19 protein-coding genes are annotated in these 20,080 nt (G+C 55.4%); 10 read left to right on the top strand and 9 right to left on the bottom strand.

Going from position 1 to position 20,080, the window contains the following annotated elements; genetic code table 11:
• Positions 1-3 precede the first annotated feature (3 nt).
• The 3 genes from OAN307_RS21045 to OAN307_RS21035 all read right to left on the bottom strand — a co-directional run bounded on the left by OAN307_RS21045 (position 4) and on the right by OAN307_RS21035 (position 3,870).
• Positions 4-783 carry an ABC transporter ATP-binding protein gene (locus tag OAN307_RS21045; protein ID WP_015501514.1) on the bottom strand — a complete coding sequence of 260 codons (780 nt, stop codon included), beginning with the start codon at positions 781-783 and terminating at the stop codon, positions 4-6.
• Positions 784-919: 136 nt separating this feature from the next.
• Complete coding sequence (hydA, locus tag OAN307_RS21040) at positions 920-2,374, bottom strand: dihydropyrimidinase (protein WP_015501513.1); 1,455 nt, start codon at positions 2,372-2,374, stop codon at positions 920-922.
• Positions 2,375-2,619: 245 nt separating this feature from the next.
• The gene (locus tag OAN307_RS21035) at positions 2,620-3,870 is read right to left on the bottom strand and encodes a Zn-dependent hydrolase (protein ID WP_015501512.1); all 1,251 of its coding nucleotides are present in this window, start codon (positions 3,868-3,870) and stop codon (positions 2,620-2,622) included.
• A 183-nt stretch (positions 3,871-4,053) separates the two neighbouring features.
• Here OAN307_RS21035 and OAN307_RS21030 point away from each other — a divergent pair, with 183 nt between their 5' ends.
• The gene (locus OAN307_RS21030) at positions 4,054-4,668 is read left to right on the top strand and encodes a TetR family transcriptional regulator C-terminal domain-containing protein (protein WP_015501511.1); all 615 of its coding nucleotides are present in this window, start codon (positions 4,054-4,056) and stop codon (positions 4,666-4,668) included.
• Positions 4,669-4,759: 91 nt separating this feature from the next.
• Here the strand turns inward: OAN307_RS21030 and preA are convergent, their stop codons facing one another.
• Positions 4,760-6,064: an NAD-dependent dihydropyrimidine dehydrogenase subunit PreA gene (preA, locus tag OAN307_RS21025; RefSeq protein ID WP_015501510.1), complete on the bottom strand. Its 1,305-nt coding sequence runs from the start codon at positions 6,062-6,064 to the stop codon at positions 4,760-4,762.
• A 1-nt stretch (position 6,065) separates the two neighbouring features.
• The gene (locus OAN307_RS21020; protein WP_015501509.1) at positions 6,066-7,400 is read right to left on the bottom strand and encodes an NAD(P)-dependent oxidoreductase; all 1,335 of its coding nucleotides are present in this window, start codon (positions 7,398-7,400) and stop codon (positions 6,066-6,068) included.
• A gap of 176 nt (positions 7,401-7,576) precedes the next feature.
• On the opposite strand from OAN307_RS21020, the gene OAN307_RS21015 reads away from it, so the two are divergent.
• The 9 genes from OAN307_RS21015 to OAN307_RS20975 all read left to right on the top strand — a co-directional run bounded on the left by OAN307_RS21015 (position 7,577) and on the right by OAN307_RS20975 (position 15,751).
• Positions 7,577-7,861, top strand: a complete 285-nt coding sequence (locus OAN307_RS21015; protein WP_015501508.1) for a DUF1330 domain-containing protein — start codon at positions 7,577-7,579, stop codon at positions 7,859-7,861.
• A gap of 60 nt (positions 7,862-7,921) precedes the next feature.
• Complete coding sequence (gene mtnA / locus OAN307_RS21010; protein WP_015501507.1) at positions 7,922-9,016, top strand: S-methyl-5-thioribose-1-phosphate isomerase; 1,095 nt, start codon at positions 7,922-7,924, stop codon at positions 9,014-9,016.
• Between the two features lie 3 nt (positions 9,017-9,019).
• Complete coding sequence (locus OAN307_RS21005; RefSeq protein WP_015501506.1) at positions 9,020-9,673, top strand: class II aldolase/adducin family protein; 654 nt, start codon at positions 9,020-9,022, stop codon at positions 9,671-9,673.
• 142 nt (positions 9,674-9,815) lie between these two features.
• The gene (locus tag OAN307_RS21000; protein ID WP_015501505.1) at positions 9,816-12,692 is read left to right on the top strand and encodes a monovalent cation/H+ antiporter subunit A; all 2,877 of its coding nucleotides are present in this window, start codon (positions 9,816-9,818) and stop codon (positions 12,690-12,692) included.
• 1 nt (position 12,693) lies between these two features.
• The gene (locus OAN307_RS20995; protein WP_015501504.1) at positions 12,694-13,041 is read left to right on the top strand and encodes a Na+/H+ antiporter subunit C; all 348 of its coding nucleotides are present in this window, start codon (positions 12,694-12,696) and stop codon (positions 13,039-13,041) included.
• Positions 13,038-14,582, top strand: coding sequence for a monovalent cation/H+ antiporter subunit D (locus OAN307_RS20990; RefSeq protein WP_015501503.1), 1,545 nt, complete (start codon positions 13,038-13,040; stop codon positions 14,580-14,582). The genes OAN307_RS20995 and OAN307_RS20990 overlap by 4 nt, the downstream gene beginning before the upstream one ends.
• 1 nt (position 14,583) lies before the next feature.
• Positions 14,584-15,084, top strand: coding sequence for a Na+/H+ antiporter subunit E (locus OAN307_RS20985; protein ID WP_015501502.1), 501 nt, complete (start codon positions 14,584-14,586; stop codon positions 15,082-15,084).
• On the top strand, positions 15,081-15,368 hold the full coding sequence (locus OAN307_RS20980) for a K+/H+ antiporter subunit F (protein WP_015501501.1): 288 nt from the start codon (positions 15,081-15,083) through the stop codon (positions 15,366-15,368). The genes OAN307_RS20985 and OAN307_RS20980 overlap by 4 nt, the downstream gene beginning before the upstream one ends.
• Entirely contained in the window at positions 15,365-15,751 is a 387-nt protein-coding gene (locus OAN307_RS20975; protein WP_015501500.1) for a Na+/H+ antiporter subunit G, read from the top strand. The genes OAN307_RS20980 and OAN307_RS20975 overlap by 4 nt, the downstream gene beginning before the upstream one ends.
• Here the strand turns inward: OAN307_RS20975 and OAN307_RS20970 are convergent.
• The 4 genes from OAN307_RS20970 to OAN307_RS20955 form a co-directional block, all read right to left on the bottom strand.
• Positions 15,748-16,518, bottom strand: coding sequence for an IclR family transcriptional regulator (locus tag OAN307_RS20970; protein ID WP_015501499.1), 771 nt, complete (start codon positions 16,516-16,518; stop codon positions 15,748-15,750). The two genes, OAN307_RS20975 and OAN307_RS20970, sit on opposite strands and share 4 nt — an antisense overlap.
• Positions 16,515-17,921, bottom strand: a complete 1,407-nt coding sequence (locus tag OAN307_RS20965) for a TRAP transporter large permease (protein WP_015501498.1) — start codon at positions 17,919-17,921, stop codon at positions 16,515-16,517. Before OAN307_RS20965 ends, OAN307_RS20970 begins: the two co-directional genes overlap by 4 nt.
• Positions 17,922-17,923: 2 nt before the next feature.
• Positions 17,924-18,622: a TRAP transporter small permease gene (locus OAN307_RS20960; RefSeq protein ID WP_015501497.1), complete on the bottom strand. Its 699-nt coding sequence runs from the start codon at positions 18,620-18,622 to the stop codon at positions 17,924-17,926.
• 146 nt (positions 18,623-18,768) lie between these two features.
• A complete protein-coding gene (locus tag OAN307_RS20955) occupies positions 18,769-20,001 on the bottom strand; it encodes a TRAP transporter substrate-binding protein (protein ID WP_015501496.1) in 1,233 nt (410 codons plus the stop codon).
• Between the last annotated feature and the right edge of the window lie 79 nt (positions 20,002-20,080).

Genomic DNA, 20,080 nt, shown 5'->3' with positions numbered 1-20,080 from the left:
GACCTAGTCATCCACATGCCCCGCGCGCAGCCCGTCGCGGACGCGGTGCGCGATCTCGATGAACTCAGGGCTGTCGCGAATATCCAGTGGGCGTTCTTTGGGCAGCGGGCTGTCGATCACATCTGTGATGCGTCCGGGACGGGGTGACATAACGACGATCTTGGTAGACAGATATACCGCTTCGGGGATCGAATGGGTCACAAAACCAATGGTCTTTTCCGTTCGTGCCCAAAGCTTTAGCAGCTGTTCATTCAGGTGGTCGCGGACAATTTCATCCAAAGCCCCGAACGGTTCATCCATCAATAATATATCTGCATCAAACGCAAGCGCGCGCGCAATCGACGCGCGTTGCTGCATGCCGCCAGACAATTGCCACGGGAATTTCTTTTCAAAGCCGCCAAGGTCGACAAGGTCCATGACACGGTTTACGCGCTCACGCTGTTCGGCTTTGCTAAACCCCATGATTTCGAGCGGCAGGCTGATATTGCCGCCAATCGTGCGCCATGGATAAAGCCCTGCCGCTTGGAACACATAACCGTAAGCGCGCGCGCGGCGCGCATCGTCTGGCGTCATCCCGTTGACGGAAATTTCACCAGCTGTTGGCGTTTCAAGCCCCGCAATACAGCGCAAGAACGTCGTCTTCCCACAGCCTGACGGCCCGATGAAACTGACGAATTCGCCCTTTTGAATATCAAGCGACACGTCTTTGAGCGCGTGCACTGGTCCGTCGTTCGTGGTGAACGTCAGGTCGAGGTTGCGGGCCCGTATGACAGGTTCACTCATCCTTCGTCATCTTTCGTTTTGCATACAATCATCCTACCAGTCTCAATTTCGACCCGCAGCTTTTGATCGTGGCCTGACAAAAACTCCCCGCCCGTCGCGACGTTGCTGCAACCGCATTCACATTTTGCCAATTTAATTAAACCCCCGACGCCGGAATACCCGAACGTTGCACAGGGCGCGGCGCGGTGAGTTCTTTCCATGACGACAGGGCCTTGTTGACGGTCCCGTTGCCTTTACGTTTCACAAACTTACCGTGACCTTCTTGCGTGCGGATTTCGCCGTCGTGCACGGCGACATGGCCGCGTGTGAGTGTGAAGCGTGGCAGGCCTTTGACGTGTTTTCCCTCGAACACGTTATAATCAATGGCCGATTGTTGCGCACCTGCCGTGATCGTCTTTTCCTTTTCTGGATCCCAGACCACCAAATCGGCGTCCGCCCCCACCAAAACCGCACCCTTTGTGGGGTAGCAATTTAGGATTTTGGCGATGTTCGTTGATGTCACCGCAACAAATTCATTCATCGTCAAACGGCCCGTGTTCACGCCGTGGGTCCAAAGCATCGGCATGCGATCTTCAAGCCCGCCGGTGCCGTTGGGAATCTTGGTGAAATCGCCCAAACCCGTACGTTTCTGTTCGGTTGTAAAAGCACAATGGTCCGTCGCGACGACCGACAAGCTGCCGCTTTGCAGACCCGCCCACAGGCTGTCCTGATGTTGTTTGTTGCGAAACGGTGGTGACATGACGCGCCGCGCTGCGTGGTCCCAGTCTTTGTTGAAATACTCGGATTCATCCAAGGTTAAATGCTGGATCAGCGGCTCGCCCCAGACGCGTTTGCCTTGCTGTTTTGCGCGCCGGATCGCCTCGTGGGCTTCCTCGCAGGACGTGTGGACCACGTACAACGGCACGCCCGCCATGTCGGCAATCATGATTGCGCGGTTGGTCGCCTCGCCCTCGACCTGCGGGGGGCGGGAATAGGCGTGGGCTTCGGGTCCGGTGTTGCCTTCGGCCAGAAGTTTGGCCTGCAATTCCGCCACCACATCGCCGTTTTCCGCATGCACCATCGCGATGCCGCCCAGTTCTGACAGACGGCTGAACGACGCATACAGTTCATCGTCATTGACCATCAACGCGCCCTTGTAGGCCATGAAGTGTTTGAACGTATTGATGCCGTGGTCGTTGATGACCGTAGGCATTTCATCGAACAGCTCTTTGCCCCACCACGTCACGGCCATATGAAACGAATAATCGCAACTGGCGAGGGTGGATTTGTTGTGCCACGCCTTCATCGCATCCACGAAGCCCTGGCCTTGCCCTGGCAGGACGAAATCCACGACCATCGTGGTGCCGCCCGACAATGCCGCCCGCGTGCCGGATTCAAAATTGTCGGTGGAATAGGTGCCCATGAACGGCATTTCGAGGTGCGTATGCGGGTCGATGCCACCGGGCATGACGTAGCAGCCTGTGGCGTCGAGTTGTTCGTCGCCTTTCAGGTCCGGCCCGATTTCGGTGATCACACCATCTTCGATGAGGACGTCCGCCTTATAGGTCAGGTCCGCCGTGACGATGGTGCCGTTTTTGATGACTGTGGTCATGTTCGCGTTCCTCGACTTGGTTAGGTTACCCAATAACGGTTAAGCGCTGGTTTCTCAGTCTTCCGCTCGGATGGGAGAAGTATGTTTTTCAATCTGAGTAAGTGGAATGAAAAATAGCGAGTTCCCTCTCGGTTTCAAACCGCTGCTCATTTTTGATTTTGTTGTTGCCCAGTTTGAATGCATAGTATTTTGAAGGACTTCCGTCTTGATTGGTATCCATGATGGATCGACGTGAGAGTAAATCTTCAACCCACAATCTCCGCCGTTTCCAGCACCGCGTGCATCAAAACATCCGTTCCTGCCGTCGCCCATTCTGGTGAGATTTCTTCGGCCTCGTTGTGCGATAGTCCACCCACACACGGGCACATCACCATCGCGGTGGGCGCGACGCGGTTGATCCAGCAGGCGTCATGGCCCGCGCCAGAAATCAGGTTCATGTGGGAATAGCCAAGGCGTTCTGCGGCGGCGCGAACGGCAGAAACGCAGCCGTCGTCAAACGCCACCGGGTCAAACCCGCCAACCTTTTCGAATTTGATTTCCATGCCCATCGCGTCTGCAATTGCCTGTCCTTCAACGCGCAACCGCGCTTCCATATCTGTGATCACATTCAAGTCTGGTGACCTGAAATCCACCGTAAAGACCACCTTTCCGGGGATCACATTGCGCGAATTTGGGTAGACGTCGATGTGGCCCGCCGCACCGACCGCGTGGGGGGCGTGGGACATCGCGATTTCGTCGACCTTTTCCAATATCCTCGCCATGGCGAGGCCTGCGTTCTTGCGCATCGGCATGGGCGTTGATCCGGTGTGCGCGTCGCGCCCTGTTATGGTCACCTGCGTCCACGCTAATCCTTGGCCGTGGGTGACGACGCCGATGTCTTTGCCCTCGGCCTCCAGAATTGGCCCTTGTTCGATGTGCAATTCAAAGAACGCGCGCATTTTACGGGCACCGACGACCTCGTCCCCTTGCCAGCCGATCCGTTTTAATTCGTCGCCGAAGGTCTTGCCGTCTGCATCGATGCGATCGTAGGCCCAATCCTGCGTGTGTAACCCAGCGAAAACACCGGACGACAACATTGCGGGCGCGTATCGCGTGCCTTCTTCGTTGGTCCAGTTTGTCACCACGATGGGGTGTTTGGTTTTGATGTCGAGGTCGTTCATCGTGCGGATGATTTCCAGCCCCGATAGAACCCCCAAAACACCATCATATTTACCACCCGTCGGCTGTGTATCCAAATGCGAACCCACATAAACGGGCAGGGCATCTGGATCAGTTCCCGCACGGGTCGCGAACATGTTGCCCATCGTATCAAGGCCCATGGTGCATCCAGCGGCCTCGCACCAACCCTTGAACAAATGCCGGCCTTCGCTGTCTTCGTCCGTGACGGTCTGGCGGTTGTTGCCGCCTGCCACGCCGGGGCCGATTTTGGCCATGTCCATCAGGCTGTCCCACAGCCGCGCACCATTCACCTTTAGATTTTCGCCCATTGATGGCATCGCGTGTCCCCCGGAGATTTGGTGTGGTGATGGCTGCAATAATTTGACCAACTGGTAAAAGCCACGCTAACAGAGGGTTATAGCCAGTCAAGGATTATGCTTACCCGTTCGGCCGTCTTTGGTTAAACCGAGTGAAACATTCGGGCATCCCGCCCAGTATTTAGACGAATCGAAAACCGCCTCATGACCAAAGTAAGCCCAAAATCGGACACCCGAATCCAGAAGAAAAATCAGGCTGCGATTCTATCTGCAGGTCTGGTGGTGTTTTCACAGTTTGGATTTCGTGGGTCGACGTTAGACCAAGTGGCAGACGAGGCGGGGCTGTCGAAGCCCAATCTGCTGTACTATTTCCGCTCTAAAGACGCGATTTACACGGAGTTGTTGGCGAAATTGCTTGAGAACTGGTTAGAACCTTTGCGTAAAATCGATGCGAACGGCGATCCGGTTGAAGAACTGCTCGGTTATGCCAACCGAAAACTGGACATGTCACAGCATTATCCGCGTGAAAGTCGCCTGTTCGCCAATGAAATCATCCAAGGTGCGCCGCGCATCGGCGATGTTTTGCAGGGCGAATTGCGTGAACTGGTGGATGAGATTGCGGTTGTCATAAATGGCTGGGCCGCCGCTGGTCGTATCAATAAAATTGATCCTTACCACCTGATTTTTTCAATCTGGGCGCAGACGCAACATTACGCTGATTTCGATGTTCAAGTGCGCGCCATTTTGGGCAAAACTGACCCGTTTTATGGGGCCAAACACCACCTTGAGGCGATGCTGCGTGGGCTTCTAACGCCATAGGGTCGGCCAAAAAGTTAATTGGCCAAAAAATGGGCCAATGTGCCATTGCACTGGCCCAGTCTTAGGGAAGAAACTGTCAGGGACGACGTCGTCACACTGCAGCTGTGGCAGCAGGATTATTTGGGTGCGTCGTCCAGTTTGCGTATTCCTTTTGCACCACCTTGCCCGTGCGCGGATCAGTCGTCCCCGGCGCAAGGGCAACCATGGTGATGCAGTCCTCAACAGGGCAAACATCGACGCACAGATTACAGGCAACACATTCTTCGTCGATGACCGTGAAAGTGCGATCTTGCGACATGGCAATTGCTTGGTGGGATGTGTCTTCGCAGGCCGCGTAGCAGCGCCCGCAAGAAATACAGTCGTCCTGATTGATCACCGCTTTCGCGATATAGTTGAGGTTCAGGTACTGCCAGTCGGTGGTGTTCGGTACCGCAGCCCCCATGAAGTCCTGAATTGAGGTATGTCCCTTTTCGTCCATCCATTGCGACAGGCCCGAAATCATTTCCTGAACAATCTTGAAGCCATAGGTCATGACTGCGGTGCAAACCTGCACATTGCCACAGCCCAGCGTGATGAATTCCGCCGCGTCGCGCCACGTGGTGACACCGCCAATGCCCGAAATAGGCATGCCTTTGGTCTCTTCAAAGCGTGCAATCTCACTCACCATCGACATCGCAATTGGTTTAACCGCTGGGCCGCAATAGCCGCCATGCGTGCCTTTGCCGTCAATGCTGGGTTCTGGTGACATCGAATCGAGGTTTACGGAAGTGATGGAATTGATCGTATTGATCAGGCTAACAGCATCTGCGCCGCCCCGTCGCGCCGCCGCTGCCGGTTGGCGCACGTCGGTGATATTCGGCGTGAGTTTCACGATCACGGGCTTGGAATAATACTTTTTGCACCAGCGCGTCACCATTTCGATGTACTCAGGCACTTGTCCAACGGCAGCGCCCATGCCCCGTTCGCTCATCCCGTGCGGGCAGCCAAAATTCAGCTCGATCCCATCGGCACCCGTGTCTTCGACCAGCGGCAAGATCGCCTTCCATGCCTCTTCTTCACACGGGACCATGATGCTGACGATGATCGCGCGATCTGGATAATCCGCCTTCACACGTTTGATTTCTTCAAGGTTGGTGTGCAGGTCGCGGTCGGTGATTAATTCGATATTGTTGATCCCAAGCACGCGGCGATCTGCGCCGTAAATCACGCCATAACGCGGGCCGTTCACGTTTACTACGGGCGGCCCTTCTTCGCCTAATGTCTTCCAAACGACACCGCCCCAGCCAGCCTCAAACGCGCGGCGGACGTTATATTCTTTGTCAGTTGGTGGCGCGGACGCCAGCCAGAATGGATTGGGGCTTTTGATGCCGATAAAGTCCGTTGTCAGGTCAGCCATATCAAATATCCCCGTTCAGTGTTTTATGAATATCCATCGCCGCATCGCGCCCTTCGGCGACGGCTGTTACCGTCAGATCATCACCGCCCGACGCACAATCGCCACCCGCCCAGATACCATCGCGACTGGTGCGGCCTGCGTTCGTCACGGCAATCTTGCGACCGTCCAATTTTAGCCCGCCATCGCTGGTTAAAGTCTGGCCAATGGCACTGAACACCTGATCTGCCGCGATGCGGATCGTTTCGCCGGTTCCGGTCAATTTGCCGTTCTCGGCGCTCGTATATTCCAGCTCAATTTCAGCCACAGACCCGTTGCCGTGGATCGCCTTGGGCTGCACATTAAACAACAGGTTTACCCCAAACGACGCAGCCAAATCTTGTTCATATCGGCTGGCCGACATCGCATCGCGGCCGCGCCGGTAGGCAATCGTCACCTGCTGCGCGCCAAGGAGTTTTGATTGCACTGCCGCGTCCACTGCAGTCATGCCGCCACCGATGACAACGACATTACGGCCGACAGGCAGGGCGGCCAGATCGCTTGCCTGCCGCAGGTCGCGGATAAACGAAACCGCGTCGTCCACGCCATCCTTGTTGTCACCGTCCACGGATAGCGCATTTACGCCGCCAAGCCCCACCGACAAGAACACCGCAGCGAAGCCGCCCACCAAATCATCGATTTTCAGATCTGTCCCCAACGCCATGCCGGTCTTGATTTCTATACCGCCGATCGACAGCAGCCAGTCGACCTCGCGCGCCGCAAAGTCATCCGTCGTTTTATACGCGGCGATCCCGTATTCGTTCAGTCCGCCAGCCTTTGGCTGGGAGTCATATACGGTCACGTCATTTCCCAGCATCGCCAGTCGGTGTGCGCATGACAGGCCTGCTGGCCCCGCACCGACAACGGCGATGTTCTTGCCCGTCGGTTCGGCCCGATTGAACGGCATAACGCCTTTCGCCATGACAATGTCTGTGGCAAAGCGTTGCAAACGACCAATCTCAACCGGTTTGCCTTCGGCGAGTTCACGCACGCAGGCCTGTTCGCACAAATCTTCAGTCGGGCACACGCGGGCGCACATGCCGCCGAGAATGTTCATCTCAAAAATGGTATTCGCCGCAGCGTCCGGCGTTCCGGTTGCGATCTGGCGAATGAACAACGGGATATCGATGTCCGTCGGGCACGCGGTGACGCACGGCGCGTCGTGGCAGAAATAACAACGGTCTGCGGCAACCGCAGCCTCGTGTCTGTCTAAGGGCGCGTGAAGATCAGCAAAATTTTCTTGCAAGTCCGAAACGCCGAGACGCTCGGCTGCAATTCCTGGGGTAAAAGGCGTGTTCATGGTGGCTCCTGTCGTCTTAATCTCCCTCACACTGGCACAGAAATTTTTTTTATCAAACGGTAAAATTATTCTATGCGATGTTTGCACAACTGTGCTTAGGTTTTGATGGACCGCGCCGCACGTTCGCCTAAGATGTAGACACAACGTGATTGAAATCCAAAACCGGAGGCCCCGATATGCCCGTCTATGCCATCGTCCAAGTGGACGTCAAAGACACTGAAGAATACGCGAAATATGCGGTCCTTGCAGGACCAGCTGTTGCGAAATACGGCGGTGAGTTTCTGGCCCGTGGCGGCAAAGTTGAGGTCATGGAAGGCACCACGCGCGCCCGCTGTGTCATCATCCGGTTTGCCGATATGGACACTGCCAAAACATTTTACCACAGCCCCGAATACCAAGAAGCGCTTGCCTTTGCGTGGCCTGTGGCGACCCGCGATTATAAGTTCATCGAAGGTGTTTGATCGCCTTTAAGGTGTTGTTTTTTGCGCCATAGTGCTTGTGACATCGCATTGGAGAGTCCTATGAAAGTCGACGGCACACATTACCGATCCCTGTGGTGGGACGCTGACAAAGACGCGCTGCAGATCATTGACCAGCGCTGGCTGCCCCATGAATTTCGCACACAATCGGTTGAAACCTTGCAGGGTTTTGCGGATGCCATCATCCAGATGCGCGTGCGCGGCGCGCCGTTGATCGGGGCGACGGCGGCTTATGGTATGGCACTGGCGATGCGACTTGATCCCAGCGATGTGCACATAGCCCATGCTTGGGAATTCCTGCACAACACCCGCCCCACGGCGATCAATTTGCGCTGGGCGCTGAACCGGTGTCAGGCGGCGCTGTTGCCGTTAGATTTGGCGGACAGGGCAGGGGCGGCATTGACCCTTGCCCATCACATCGCGGATGAGGATGTTGAGATTAATCGCCAAATCGGACTGAACGGTCTGAAGTTGATCCAAGACATCGCAGCCAAGAAACCCAGCGGCGAACCAGTACGCATACTCACTCATTGTAACGCGGGTTGGATCGCGACCGTCGATTGGGGCACCGCCACATCGCCGATGTATCACGCCCAAAATGCGGGCATTGCTTTGCACATCTGGGTCGATGAAACGCGGCCCCGCAATCAGGGCGCATTGACGTCTTGGGAACTGGGCAGTCACGGCATCGCGCATACCTATATTACCGACAATGCGGGCGGGCATTTGATGCAACATGGACACGTCGACATGGTTATCACCGGAACCGACCGCACGACACGGCGCGGCGATGTGTGCAACAAAATTGGTACTTACCTCAAGGCGCTGGCGGCCCATGACAATGGTGTGCCGTTCTATGTGGCGCTACCGTCGCCGACCATTGATTGGACCGTATCTGATGGGGTCGCTGACATTCCGATCGAAGATCGTGGCGCGCGTGAAATCACCCATATAGTGGGCCGAAATGACGCGGGAGAGATCACCGAAGTCCAAGTGACGCCAGATGGCACCCCGGGCGGCAATCCTGCGTTTGACGTCACGCCGAACCGTCTTGTTACCGGCCTTATTACGGAGCGCGGAATTTGTGACGCGTCCGAGGCTGGCCTCAGCGCAATGTTCCCTGATTTGGCGGGCTGAGCAATGGCGCAAGACACCACTGCAACCCGCCAATCCATCATCGACGGCTGTCTTTGGATGGAACAGGCTGGCCTGAACCAAGGCACGTCAGGCAATATTTCCGTGCGCGTTGACGGCGGTCTGTTGATCACCCCAAGTGCTGTGCCTTATGCCAGTATGACACCCGCGATGATCTGCAAAATTCCGCTGGAGGGCGCGCCTGCGTCTGGCCAGTACCCGTCGACTGAATGGCAATTTCACCAGTCAGTTCTGCAGGCGCGCGGGGATGTCGGCGCCGTCGTTCATGCTCACCCTGCCAACGCCACAGCTATCGCGATCCAGCGCCGATCCATCCCTGCTGTTCATTACATGGTCGCGGCGTTCGGTGGTACGGACGTGCCCTGCACTGGTTACGCGCTGTTTGGCAGTGATGCGCTGTCGGTCATGATCGCGGATGCCGTCAGAGCCCGCCACGGGTGCCTGCTCGCCAACCATGGTGCGCTTACTGTAGGTGACACTCTGGACCGCGCGCTTTGGCGGATGCAGGAACTTGAAAATCTGTCCCGTGTTATGCTGTTGGCCGAACAATCCGGCACGCCTGTGATCCTGTCCGATGCGGACATCGCCGACACATTGGCTTCGTTTCAGGGCTACGGAATTCGAAATACAGACGACTAATTGCCCTTCGTTCACCTTCCAACGTCCGAAAGCGGCGATGTTCATTCGAATTGTTGACTAATTTTTCCGGTTTCCCTTGAGGGTTGATCAAAACTGACCCAAAAAGGCGGCACTTTATTCGAGCTGAAGTTCAGGAGCACGCGTGTCCCTCTTTCTTATCGTTACCTTGCCACTCTTGGGTGCCTTGTTACCCGGTTTGATGAATTCGGCAGGCCGTCAGGCCGTAGGCGGCGTGACGTTCACCGTGACCCTTGCGGCGTTTGTCGGTCTGATGACGAACCTGCCCGCCGTGCTGAACGGCGACGTGGTACAGACGGGATTTAACTGGTTCCCGGCACTGGGCTTGAACGTGACGTTGATGCTCGATGGGCTCGGCTTTTTGTTTGCCACGATGATCCTTGGTATCGGTCTTCTGATCATCGCTTACGCGCGCTTCTACCTCGCGCGGGAAGATAATATGGGTGAATTTTTCACCTATCTGTTGTTATTCCAAGGCGCGATGGTGGGTATCGTGCTGTCTGATAACGTTTTGCTTTTGCTCATTTTCTGGGAATTGACGTCGTTGTCGTCCTTCCTGTTGATCGGCTACTGGAAACACCTTGAAGCGGGCCGCCAAGGTGCGCGCATGGCGCTGACCGTCACCGGAATGGGTGGCCTCGCGCTGATTGGCGGCATGCTGATATTGGGTCAGATTGTCGGCAGTTACGACCTTAGCGTGATTCTGCAGAACCGCGAATTGATACAAGCTGACCCGCTGTATGTGCCGGCGCTGTTGCTGATCCTGCTGGGTGCGTTCACCAAATCCGCCCAGTTCCCGTTCCACTTTTGGCTGCCGCATGCGATGGCGGCACCGACGCCAGTGTCGGCTTATTTGCACTCTGCTACGATGGTCAAAGCAGGTATATTCTTGATGGCGCGAATGTGGCCTGTGCTGTCTGGCACCCCGGAATGGTTCTACATCGTCACGACAACGGGTCTAATCACGATGATTTTGGGCGCAGTCATTGCGCTGTTTAAACATGACCTTAAGGCACTGCTTGCGTTCTCAACGGTGTCACACCTCGGTCTGATCACGATGCTTTTGGGCACTGGTACCGCATTTGGCGCGTTTGCGGCGATGTTCCACATCCTCAATCATGCAACGTTCAAGGCGGCGCTGTTTATGTCGGCGGGTATTATCGATCACGAAACCAACACGCGCGACATTCGTTTGCTCGGTGGACTGCGTCATCTGATGCCGATCACGTTTGTCATCGCAACAATTGCAGCACTTTCTATGGCAGGCATCCCGCTGCTGAACGGGTTCCTGAGCAAAGAAATGATGCTTGAAGAGATGGCGCATACCTATCTGTTTGGACCAAGCTGGCTGGTGCCAGTGCTGGCGACTTTCGGATCAATGTTTTCCGCAGCTTATTGTTTTCGTCTGATCGGTCACACGTTTTTGGGCCCCAAACGTGCCCCTGAAAGCTACCCCGCCAAACCCCATGATCCCGGTGTTGGGTTATGGCTGCCGCCTGCGATCCTCGTGGTTATGGTCGTTGTGATTGGCATGGCTCCGTTCTTGGTCGAGGACTTCGTCAAACTCGTCACGGCGTCGGTTTTGGGAACTGCCACTGAAGTTCCCTACGCGCATATCAAAATCTGGCACGGCTTTGTGCCCGCACTTTATATGTCTATCGTCGCTGTTGTTGGTGGTTTGATCGTGTTGTCGAAGTTCGCCCTCCTGTCGGGCCTGTGGGATGCGACAGCGCGCCCCGAAGCGAAGACCATTTTTGACCACATCATCGCGGCCTTTGTGACGTCCGCCCGCGCGATCGTCCATCCGCTGCACAATGGCGCGTTTACCCGCTACGCCATGATCATGATGATCACCACCGTCGCTGTCGGTTTTCACGCTTGGACGACTGGCGTCGTTGGTGAAGTCACGCGCAGCGTTCAGCCGGCGGGCTGGGTCGAAATCGGTGGTTGGATCATGCTTGTCGCGGCGGCAGTTGGCCTCGCATGTCTGCACCACAACCGTCTGTTGTCGCTTATCCTGATTGGTATCGTGGGTCTAATGGTTTCGATCGGGTTCGTGTTCCTGAGCGCGCCAGATCTTGCGATGACGCAAATCACGGTTGAGGTGGTGACAATCATCTTGCTGTTGCTTGCGCTGAATTTCTTGCCCAATCAAACGCCAATGGAAAGTTCCATATGGCGGCGCGTGCGCGACGTGATCGTAGCTGGTGGCGCTGGTTTGGCGAGCATGGCATTGAGCTATCATTACCTATTGCGTGACGCGATTTCTGTGCCAATTTCGGAATTCCAACTCGCCAATTCACATGCAGGCGGCGGCGGTGACAACGTGGTCAATGTGATCTTAGTTGATTTCCGTGGCTTCGATACCTTTGGCGAAATCATCGTTTTGGGCATCGCGGCACTATTGATCTACGCACTGACCGAATCCCTATTAAATGGACCGGTTCGTGCACGCCTGTTGAACCGTGTACCGGACAAAATGCTGTCGGGCACCCAGCATCCGATGATGATGGTCGTGCTGACCCGCGTCATGATGCCTGTGGTTTTGATGGTCGGTTTCTACATCTTCCTGCGCGGTCACAACGAACCGGGCGGCGGGTTTATTGCGGGTCTGATTGTGTCAATTGCGGTGGTGATGCAATATATGGCGAGCGGGTTTGGCTGGGCTTCGGATCGCCAGCGGCTCCCCTATCATGGGGTGATCGGCACTGGTGTTCTGATTGCGGGTCTCACGGGCATCGGGTCGTGGTTCTTTAGCAAACCGTTCCTGACGTCTGATTTTACCTATCTGCGTATTCCACCGTTTGAAAAATTCGAAGTGGCGACCGCCGCGCTGTTTGACCTTGGGGTATTCCTCACGGTTGTGGGGGCTGTGATGCTGACGCTGGAAAGCTTTTCACGTCTTGCGCGGCGTGCCCATGTAAAGGAGTCCGATAGCCCGATGGACATAGACCCATCGCAGATCGTCGCGGACCCGACCCAACCGCAGGTGGGGGTATAGCATGGAAGTTCTCGTCGCTTCAGCGGTTGGAATATTGACCGCGACTGGTCTTTATCTGGTCCTGCGTTTGCGCACGTTTCCAGTGATTATGGGCATGTCTTTGCTGACCTATGCGGTCAATGTATTCCTGTTCGCGTCTGGCCGCCTCACCATCGGGGCGCCGCCCATTCTGGCGGATGATGCTACGCTATACACCGATCCACTGCCGCAGGCGTTGGTATTGACGGCCATCGTGATTTCGTTCGCAATGACGGCTGTTGTCGTGATGATCGCTCTTGGGGCTTATCTTGGAACCAACGACGACCATGTTGATGACCCGATCGTGAACGATGAAGAGGACGCGCCATGACCCATTGGATCATCGCGCCAATCATCTTGCCCGCCATGCTTGCACCGTTCATCGTGCTGGCCGCGCGCTATCACATAGGTATCCAGCGAGTGTTTTCATTGGTCGGCGTTATGGCGTTGATCGCCATTGCAGCCGGCCTCGCGTGGACGGCATCTGATGGCACAATTATCCTGTACCAGCTTGGCGATTGGGCGGCCCCGTTCGGGATCGTGTTGGTCGGTGATAGGCTTTCGACCTTGATGGTCTTGCTGACGGCAGTCTTGGCGTTGTTCGTATTGCTTTATGTGATCGGGTCTGGATGGGACGACCGTGGGTGGCATTTTCATGCGCTGTTTCAGTTTCAGTTAATGGGGATCATGGGCGCGTTCCTGACGGGTGATTTATTCAACCTGTTCGTGTTCTTTGAGGTCCTGTTGATCGCGTCCTACGGTCTGATGATCCACGCGGGCGGCAACGAACGCCTTCGGGCGGGCGTGCAATATGTGCTGTTCAATTTGCTTGGCTCGACGTTGTTTTTGTTTGCGCTTGGGGCGATTTACGCGGAAACGGGTACGCTCAATATGGCCGACCTTGCGTTGCGTGCGCAACTGATCGGTGCGGATGCAACTGTGGGTATCCGCGTGGCGTCCGTATTGTTGTTGTTGGTGTTCGCAATTAAGGCTGCTGTCGTACCGCTACATTTCTGGCTGCCGTCCAGCTATGCCGAAGCACCGGGTCCTGTTGCGGCACTTTTCGCGATCATGACCAAGGTCGGCGCATATGCGATCATCCGCGTTTACACGATGATCTTCCCGCCACAATTGGAAGCCACTACAGGGCTGGAAGAGGTCTGGTTAATGCCCGTGGCACTGGTGTCTCTTGCACTTGGGATGATCGGAATACTCGCGGCCAAATCACTGGATCGTCTGGTCGCTTTTGCCGTCATCGGGTCTATGGGCATGGTCATGGTTGCGATTGCATTGATGACGCCCGAAGGTATTGCAGCCGCACTTTATTATATCGTTCATTCAACCCTCGCGGGGGCTGCGCTGTTCTTGATTGTTGACCTGGTCAAATCCAGCCGCCAGTCGTTGTCATTGACAGCCATGTCGCCTGTCGCGGGTGCGCCGCTGACGGCGGGGCTGTTCTTTGCCGCCGCGATCGCCATGGCGGGCCTGCCGCCGCTATCAGGTTTCATCGGCAAGCTGATGATTCTCGATGCGTCGTTTGACACGGCCTTGGGGGTCTGGGTTTGGGTCGTCGTGCTGACAGCGAGTCTGATTTCCGTTGTTGGCTTCGCCCGCGCTGGCAGCATTGTCTTCTGGAAAGCTGAAAGCGTTCCTGTGGTTGAAGACAGCGAGGTTTTTGAACCTCCGCACCCCCTGTCTTATTGCGCAGTCGGCGGGCTGATCGCATTGCTGACCGCTTTCACCTTCTTTGGTGGCCACGCGCAAACCTATATGATCGCCACGTCGCAGCAGCTTTTTGAACCGGACGCCTATATTGAAACCGTGATCGGTTCGCACGGCAAGATGAGCAACCCTTTGGGCGAGGAGCATTGATATGACGCGACTGTTCAATTGGCTTTTGCCCCATCCTGCAATGACGCTGATTTTGGCGATTGTTTGGATCCTGCTGCAAAATGAATTAACCTACGGCATGGCCGTTTTCGGCCTGATCCTTGGTGTTGTTATCCCGCGTTTGACCGCCGTTTGGTGGCCAGACCGTCCGACCGGTTTCAAAATCGGCAAAATGACGTCCTATGTGCTCCTTGTGATGTGGGATATTATTGTCGCCAACGTACAGGTGGCGTGGATCGTGCTAACGCGACCTAATTCAAAACTGCGCCCCGCGTGGATTATCATCCCGATTGATTTGCGCCATCCCGAGGCGATTACGGTGCTGGCAGGGACTATCACGCTTACGCCTGGCACGGTGTCGGCGGATTTGTCGAACACGGGTCATTGCCTGCTTGTACACGCACTTGACGCGCCGGACCCCGATGCAGTGCGTGATGAGATTAAGCAACGATATGAGACCCGCCTGAAGGAGATTTTCGCATGACACCCGCAGATGACTTTCTAAGCTGGGCACTGGCGATTGCCTTTGCGTCCGTCGCAATATCGCAATTGATGTCGATGGTTCGGCTGGTGATCGGCCCCGGTATGGCGGACCGCATTCTGGCGCTGGATACCATGGTGTTGAACGCCATCGGTGTGATCGTCCTGGTCGGAATTTCGCAGGGTACGCCACTTTATTTTGAGGTGGCGTTAATCATCGCCATGCTTGGCTTTGTATCCACCGTCGCCTACGCGCGGTTCGTTTTGCGGGGGGACATCATCGAATGAATTGGGTCGAATTCGGAACCTACGCCGTCGCAATCTTCCTGTTGATAGGGGCTCTCTTTATGCTGGTCGGCGCTATTGGCCTGCTGCGTTTCAACGACGCGATGACGCGACTACATGCCCCCACAAAGGTCGGGACAATGGGTATCGGTGCGCTATTGTTGGCATCAATGACGGCGGCGTTCGTCTTTCGGGATGGATCGTTCCATGAATTATTGATTATGGCGTTCCTGTTCGTGACCGCGCCAATTTCCGCGAATTTTATAAGCAAAGTGAACATTCACCGCAAGACCTGCGTGTCACCACCTGACGCTCCCATTGGGCAAAGGTGGTCTACGTTGACCAAAGACGAAAGCGACGAAGACCTAACCGACACGCAAGCCTAGTCGTTAAGCAGGCTCGCCAAATCGTCAGCTGCGCTGCGCAAAGCCGGCAGGTATTCGAGCGCCTTTTCAATTGAAAACCGGATCGTCGGCGCGTGAAACGACAACGTCGCGACCAGCCGCCCATTAACATCCAGAATGGGGACAGCGGCCGCGATCATGCCATCCATAAATTCCTCATCGTCGAGGGAATATCCGTTCTTTCGCACCGTCTCAACGGCTTGGATCAGGGTGTCAGGGTCGGTAATCGTGTTGCTTGTATTCGCCGTCAACGTTTCAGATGTGGCGTAGCGTGCCAGATGCGATTTGGGCAACGTCGAAAGATACATCTTGCCAGATGCGGTACAATAGAACGGAACGGCGGTGCCGATGGGCAGCTGAATGCGCAGCGGCCATTCCGTTTCAATCCGTTCAAGATAAATCATGGAATCACGATCTGGCAGGGCGATATTACAGGTCTCACCCACTGTTGCGCTAAGTTTTCGCAGAACGGCTAAGCGTGCAGCGCGGATGCGCAGTGACGATAACACACCCGTCGCCATGTGGCGAAACCGACGACCGGGCGAATAGGAGTGTCCGTCAATGTCATGCTGTAAGAACCCCTCGTCCTCTAGCGTTGCAAAGAGTCGATGGATAGTGGGCTTGGGCAACCCCAGTTGGGCGTTTATGTCAGTCGGCGTGACGGGAACCCCCGCCCGCGCGACTTCTTCTAGCACCAACAACAATCGAAGATTGGTAGGGATCGTGTCTGAACCCGTGCCACCCGTCATACGGCACCCCCGCTATTAAAGATGGACTGCAGCGTTTCGTAGATGCCGCCACCTGGAAGCAACGTCGTTGAGATGCTGGGGAACAGCGCCACCAAAAACCAAACGATAATCAGCGACACCAGATACATCGTCGAATACCGCAGCAGCCGGAAGTAAGGCACACCCGTCACACCAGACGCCACATACAGGTTAAGACCGTATGGCGGCGTGATAAATCCGATTGACGCACCCACAAGGAAGACAACCGCGAACTGGATCGGATCAACCCCCACGCTGGCGGCAATCGGCGCTAAGATCGGTGCAAGGATGATCGTAACTGGCAGTGATTCAAGCACCATACCCGCAACAAACACGATGGCCATGGCGGTGAACAGAACCGGGTAGTAACCGCCCATTGATATTAGGAAGGTCTCAATGACCTCCTTTGCGCCAAGCGAGCTGAGGTTTTGCTGCATGACCACCGAAATTGCGATCAGTGGCGCGAGAATGCCGGTGATCTGCGCAGAGCGCATGGTGATTGATGGCAATTCAAGTGGGCCAAAACCACGCACCACAAGCATCTCGGAGAAGCCGCGTTCGTTGATGTCACGTTCTTCGTTAATTTTTAGGGCATTGTGGATTGGCAAGCAGACAAAGCCGACGATCACACAGAAACCAACTGTCACACCCGCCGCCTCAGTTGGGGAGAACTTGCCAGTATATATGCCCCAAAGAACGAGGCCGATGGCGAAGAAGCCCAACCAGCTACCAAGCGCGGTTTTCAACACGCGGACTGGATCAAGTTTGATCAGGTAGCCCCAGCCGTTGATCGTGGAAACGACAAAGGCCGTGATAATCATCGCCAGAACCATCATCGCACCTGGCACGATGCCAGCGATGAACAAGTCGTTGATCGACAGGTTCATAATGAAGCCGTAAACAATAAAGATGATTGATGGTGGGATGATGATACCAACTGTACCGCCCGCAGCAGCCGTCGCCGCGGAAAAACGCGGGTCGTAGCCGCCTTTTACCATCTCGGGGTGCAACATCGAACCAATGGTTGCTGTCGTCGCCGAGTTGGACCCAGAGATCGCCGCGAACAGCCCAGAGGCCCCAATCGCCGCCATCGCAAGGCCGCCGCGCAGCCAGCCCAAACAGGCATATGCAAAGTCCGATAGCCGTCGCGCAATACCCGCGCGGTTGATTAAGTCACCGGTAAGGATGAACAGCGGCATCGCCAACAAGGCAAAGCCGTCCGTAAACACGTCCGACAACGCCGTACCTATATTCACAAGCGGCTGACCAAGCGCGAGAGACGTGCCCAAGACCCAATAGGCGATGACAAGAAAGACTGGCACACCGAGCATAAACAAGACGGTGACGCCGACGGAGATTAGGGTGACGAGTGTACTAATTTCCATGATCACTGCCCTCCCAACACGGCTTGCTCAATCATCTTATCGCCATTGCGATATTTGCGGATGTCGACGAACAGGTTTTGAAACACGCGGCCCGAAAGCAGGACGAAGGCGAGGGGCAAGGTGATCAGGAACCACCAGACCATCACATTGTCTGTGCCGGTCACGATCATGAAATTGCTGCCGGCGTTGGCGACCACGCTCATGGAGGTAACGATGACCAAGAGGCAGACGCCCCACCACAACGCGGCGTCCAAACCTAGCATTACCATCTGCGGCAGACGCCCCATCTTTGAGCGGAATTCGGAAAACGAGAGGTGCGTTCGAAGCCGCACATTATAACTGCACCCGGTCCATGTCATGATCAGGAACAAGTATCCGGGAATGGTCGTCGACCAAGGGAACTGTTCAGAAAAGACAAAGCGGCGGATGACTTCAATAAAGATTATGGCACCAATCAGCAGATAGCTGACAACCATCAGGGTCGATTCAAGATTGCGATCGATGAATGGAACCACGCGGTATATCCATGCAACAAATACGCCGCCTGCCAACGTCATGACGAGACCCCAAAGCCAGACACCGTCACCGCGCATTGCGGATCGTAATTCGAAAAAATTAGGTTCTGATCCGGTAACTAGGTCAGCAAAAATTATGCCAAGCTGTGCGAATATCGTCGCCGCGCCTGAAATCGACTCTATCATAGGTGCCCCTCCCAAAGATGGTGCCATTAAATGACCCCAACTATGCGCCGTTTATGCTTTCGGCGTCTATGTTCATCTTATTAGGTAAAACGGGGCGGAAGGCTGATGCCCACCGCCCCAAAGGTCTTGCTAAGGCAAAGCGACGCTTATGTGCGCCACCAGCGACGAGGCTCGACATTTTCAGCCAACGTGTGCGGATTGTTGGCACGTACGGAGTCGAAGATTTCCTGATACGTGTCGCGGCCACCGGCCCAACCGTTGATCCGCTCGCGCCACTGCTCCCACTCTGCTGGGTGGAACTCTGGCGAACACATCTCTTCGGCTTCGCGGCGTGCTTCGACGGAGAACTTGGAAACACGCACGTCGTTCTCGGCGAAGATTGTGCCGGGCATGGGCGGGTCTGTGAAGCCGACCGTGTTGACGAGAGCCGCTTCGTTTGCTGCCTGCACATGAACCTGCGCAAGATACGCGGATTCCATGATGGCGTTCTGAAGATGCGCTTCCATAGCGTCAAACACAGCAGCGTTCATGCCAGTGTGTTCTGTGCCGCAGAAAAAGCCCATGTCGACGGACTGTGTGACCGCAGGTGCCATGTTGGCGTAAGCCACGGCGGATGCCCATGTTTCGGCGCCATCAATCAAACCTGTGCGAAGTGCGTCAAGCGTCTCGGACCATGCCACTGGCACTGGGTTGAGGTCCATAAGTTCCATCGCGATGCGACCCAATTGGGTGCCTGTCACGCGGTTCTTTGTACCCGCAAGCTCTGTCACGGATGTGACGAGTGGCTTGTCGGCAAAAGAGCTACCCAACTGAATTCCGCGCAATTCGGCGTGGCTAAACAGGAACTTCAGGCCATGGCGCTCTTCGAGTGGGTTGCGTAAAAGATCCATCGATAGCGGTGAATACAAGAAGTGATAGATATCGGCACGGGTCCGGAACATATACGCGTAGTCGAGTACGTTCAGGTACGGTGTGGAACCAGCAGAGTTCTGCGTGGAAGCCGCGTACATGTCGATCACGCCCAACTGGGCCTTCTCTGCACACGAAAGCTGGCCACAAATCTGGTTGTCACCGATAAACTCTACGCGAATCTCGCCTTCGGTCCGCTCTTCGAGGTCGAATGCGAACTGAAGAACACCAGCGCGTTCGATCAGCAGATTTTGCGCGTTGAAACCGGCTGCACCAAGTGTCAGTGTGTGCTTGGGTTCATTGGCGAAACGCTTATCATAAGTCGTTTCGGCCGCTTTTGCGATGTTTGGTAGTGTGATTGCTCCTGTCATGGCAGCAGCTCCCATTACGACAGATGAGATGCCATAGCGACCTGTTAGCTTGAACAAATCACGGCGTGAAATGGTGCTGAGCACCTTCGATGCTTTCATAAATATTCCTCCCTTGCGCAAGAATGATACTTGCAGTCTCAATACTGTGACGCTTTACTGACGTTAGGCAAGGATTTTC

It is taken from the genome of Octadecabacter antarcticus 307, from assembly GCF_000155675.2.
Taxonomy (GTDB): domain Bacteria; phylum Pseudomonadota; class Alphaproteobacteria; order Rhodobacterales; family Rhodobacteraceae; genus Octadecabacter; species Octadecabacter antarcticus.
This window is presented reverse-complemented; position numbering and strand designations above follow the sequence as displayed.